The sequence below is a fragment of the Microcystis sp. M53602_WE12 genome (genome assembly GCF_030065455.1).
In the GTDB taxonomy this organism is placed as follows: Bacteria; Cyanobacteriota; Cyanobacteriia; order Cyanobacteriales; family Microcystaceae; genus Microcystis; species Microcystis aeruginosa.
Genome location: NZ_JASJFB010000546.1, coordinates 1 through 3,965, shown reverse-complemented (window position 1 = coordinate 3,965; position 3,965 = coordinate 1). Strand labels below are relative to the sequence as shown.

3 protein-coding genes are annotated in these 3,965 nt (G+C 49.5%); all 3 read right to left on the bottom strand.

Annotation, left to right across the window (positions count from 1 at the left end; translation table 11 throughout):
• Positions 1-109: sulfurtransferase TusA family protein (locus tag PX482_RS17650; protein WP_288122781.1), on the bottom strand; the 109-nt coding region annotated here is incomplete at its 3' end.
• 213 nt (positions 110-322) lie between these two features.
• Entirely contained in the window at positions 323-1,447 is a 1,125-nt protein-coding gene (gene dnaJ, locus PX482_RS17645; RefSeq protein ID WP_079209725.1) for a molecular chaperone DnaJ, read from the bottom strand.
• Between the two features lie 231 nt (positions 1,448-1,678).
• Positions 1,679-3,727: a molecular chaperone DnaK gene (dnaK, locus tag PX482_RS17640; protein WP_288122779.1), complete on the bottom strand. Its 2,049-nt coding sequence runs from the start codon at positions 3,725-3,727 to the stop codon at positions 1,679-1,681.
• Between the last annotated feature and the right edge of the window lie 238 nt (positions 3,728-3,965).

The following is a 3,965-nucleotide window of genomic DNA, read 5'->3' as shown; positions in this document are numbered from 1 at the left end:
CGGCATCTAACCAGACTTCCAACCGTTCCCCGGCGGTCATTTTCTCTAATTGCAATTTTGTGCGGACAAAATTAATTGGGCAGGGAGTGCCGCGCAGGTCTAAAGTCATAGTTATTTAGGGTTTGCTGAAAAAGTTTCTCCTGGGGGCAGGGTGTGGGGTGTGGGGTGTGGGGTGTGGGGTGTGGGGTGTGGGGTGTGGGGTGTGGGGAGAATAAATAAAATAATCTCCTATCTCCTGACTCCTGACTCCTGAATACTGCCGACCGCCGACCGCCCCCTGCCTCCGTTATCCGACAAGATTTTTAGATTTATTCAGCCTGCCCTATTTATGGAAGATATTACCTAAAAATCCCTCGATGCCGCCTTTCCCCACGGTTTCCCCGCGAACTTTTGCTAATTTTTCCAGCAATTCCCGTTCTTCTCCGGTGACACGGGTAGGAATCGAGATTTTAACGGTAATGCGATGATCACCGCGGCTGACGGGATTGCCTAATTTGGGAACCCCTTTATTTTCTAAAATCAGTACGGTGTTCGGTTGAGTACCGGCAGGGATAGTCAGGTCTTCTTGGCCATCTACCGTATTAACTTTGATGGTACATCCTAAAATCGCTTGGATATAACTAATCGTGATATCCGATTTAATATCATTACCTTCCCGTTGAAATTCCCCATCGTTTTCCACGGTTAGATAAACGAATAAATCCCCCGGCGGCCCGCCTTTAAGTCCGGCGTCTCCTTCCCGGGCAACGCGCAATTTCATGCCGTTGTCAACCCCCGCGGGGATGGTAATTTTCAGTTTTTTGGTTTCCTGTCTGCGTCCGGAACCGCCGCAAACGTCGCATTTTTCCTCGATCACTTCGCCAGCACCGTCACAGGTGGGACAGACCGAAACTTGAGCAAAAGTACCGAAGGGAGTACGGGTAGCGCGACGCACCTGACCAGTACCATTGCAAGTAGTACAAGTGCGGGAACTGGTTCCTGGTCTAGCCCCACTGCCTTTACAGGTTTGACAGGTTTCCAGATGACGGATGCGGATTTCCTTTTCGCCGCCAAAGACAGCCTCGCGGAATTTTAGTCTAAAATCGAGACGTAGATCCTCGCCCCGGGTAGGGCCTGTGCGTCGGCGGGCGGTTGCTTGGCCGCCCATGCCCCCGAAACCACTAAAGATTGTCTCAAAGATATCGGCGAAACCGCCCATATTGTCGGGATCAAAACCGGCAGCGCCCCCAGAAACCCCAGCTTCACCAAAGCGGTCATAACGATTGCGGGTTTCTGGTTCCGAGAGAATTTCGTAGGCGCGGTTAATTTCTTTGAAGTGTTCCTCGGCTCCTGGTTCTTTGTTAACATCGGGATGGTATTTTCGGGCGAGACGACGATAGGCGCGTTTGATGTCTTCTTTGCCGGCATCTCGCGAGACACCTAGAATTTCGTAGTAATCAGTGGGCATAGGGGGCTATGGTTCTGCTGGCAATTTATAAATAAAGTTTAAGTCTAGTTGTTACTTTAACAAACTATACATAATAGTTTAGTTGGGTTATCCCTACTATTTTTGCTGGGGGTTAGGGGTTGGGTAGTGGGGTAGTGGGGTAGTGGGGTAGTGGGGTAGTGGGGAGAATAAATAAAAATAATCTCCTGTCTCCTGTCTCCTGTCTCCTGACGACCGATAGCTTTTCCCTTTTTAATCTACGGCCTCGTAGTCACTGGCACTCATTTCTTCGCCATCGTAGGGGTGATCATCACTGCCCGATTCGCTGAATTTAGTTTCCAGATTACCATAGGTTCTGGTTCTAGTGTGGGAGAAGGTTTGCCCGTCGGCGAAGATATTGGGGGGAGTGGTCCGGATGCGGGTGGGTCGGGTCAGTTCTCGGGTGACATCGATCGATTCAAAATCAGTACCGTTGAGGATTTGGGTGTCCTCTTGTTTACCCCTGTAGATGCGGGTACCGATTTCGAGGACAATCTGACGAAATTCTTCCAGGATGGTTTTTAGCTTTTCTGGGGATATGGAAGGGTCGCGCAGGGCGATTTCCAACTGTTGTCGCTTCTGGTCGGCCAGTTGCCGGATATCGGGGGCAACTAACTCGCTGTTTTCCCTGAGGGTGACTTCGTAGCTATAGAAAAGACTATCGCATTGCTGGCGAATATCGATCATTTGCAGACGACCGCGATCAAATTCGGCGTATTTTTCGGCTTCTAGGCGCATTTTTTCAATTTCGTTCGGTTTCAGCCCTCCAGTATGACTAATTAAAATGCTTTGTTCTTTGCCGGTGCCTTGGTCGCTGGCGGCCACTTTCAAGATGCCGTTAACATCGATCTCGAAGGCCACTTCGATTTGTGGCATACCCCTAGGGGCGGGAGGAATTCCCGTCAGGAGAAATTTACCGAGGGTTTTATTATCCCGGGCCATGGCCCTTTCCCCTTGCAGAACATGAATTTCCACGGAAGTTTGACCATCGGCAGCGGTGGAGAAAACCTGAGATTTACTGGTGGGGATAGTGGTATTGCGATCGATAATTTTGGTAAAGACTTCGCCGAGGGTTTCAATGCCGAGGGAAAGGGGGGTGACATCGAGGAGGAGGATAGCTTCTACTTCTCCACCTAAAACTCCAGCTTGAATCGCCGCCCCCAAAGCAACGGCCTCATCGGGGTTAACAGAGCGATCGATCTGGCCTGCAGAAAAGAAACGGGAGATTAATCGCTGTACGGCGGGGATTCTGGTGGAACCGCCGACGAGAATGACACGATTGATATCGCTAGGCTGCAGTTCGCTATCTTTGAGGGACTGTTGTACGGGTTCCAGGGTTTTTTCCACTAATTCTCTGGTTAATTCCTCGAATTTAGCGCGAGTTATTTCCAATTCTAGGTGTTTAGGTCCAGTTTCGTCGGCGGCGATGAAGGGGAGATTGATCGAGGTGGTAATCAGGCTAGAAAGCTCGATTTTGGCTTTTTCGGCGGCTTCTCGCAGTCTTTGGATCGCCATGCGATCGCTGGATAGATCGATGTTTTCTTGGCTTTGAAAGTTCTCCACCAGCCACCGCACTAAGAGGTTATCAAAATCGTCCCCCCCAAGATGGTTATTGCCGGCGGTGGCTTTCACTTCAAAGACTCCCTTTCCCAGTTGCAGGATGGAAACGTCGAAGGTTCCTCCCCCTAGGTCAAAAACGAGGATATGTTGATCTTCGTTTTGTTTATCTAAACCGTAGGCCAGGGCGGCGGCGGTGGGTTCGTTAATAATTCTTAATACTTCTAGTCCTGCGATTATCCCCGCGTCTTTAGTGGCCTGACGTTGGGCATCGGTAAAATAGGCGGGAACTGTAATCACGGCCTCGTTAATCGGTTCTCCCAGATAGGCCTCAGCATCGGCCTTTAATTTTTGCAGGATCATGGCCGAGATTTCTTGGGGGGTAAATTCCCGATCGCGAATTTTGATATTGACGGTATCATCGCGACCGCGTTGGCAATGATAGGCAACTCGTCCCCTTTCTACCTCGGTGTCTTGCCAACGCCTACCGATAAAGCGTTTGATGCTATAGACGGTATTTTCGGCATTAGTGACCGCTTGACGTTTGGCCAGTTGTCCCACTAGGCGCTGGCCTTTGCCGAATCCCACGATACTAGGAGTTGTCCTTCCCCCTTCCGAGTTAGGAACTATAATCGGCTGACCTCCTTCGAGTACCGCAACACAACTGTTGGTTGTCCCTAAGTCGATGCCGATGACTTTTCCCATGACGCTCTAATAATAACGATAGTTAATAGGATACCTGGACTTCCCCCATACGTAAATACCAAAAAATTAACAAAACCCTTACTGCAGGTCGCTTCTCAGAAAAAATTGAAAAGAGACTACTGGGTACATTTTTCACTTGAAAATGGCTGTACCGTTGACTGTATCTGGAGTAGAGCGATTCCGTAGAGTTGGCTGTATAGTGATCGCTAACCTGATTTTAACAGATAGTGTCATTAAT

Excerpts from the sequence above, each read along its gene's own strand:
- dnaJ (WP_079209725.1), bottom strand. The coding sequence starts at position 1,447 with ATGCCCACTGATTACTACGAAATTCTAGGTGTCTCGCGAGATGCCGGC.
- dnaK (WP_288122779.1), bottom strand. The coding sequence starts at position 3,727 with ATGGGAAAAGTCATCGGCATCGACTTAGGGACAACCAACAGTTGTGTT.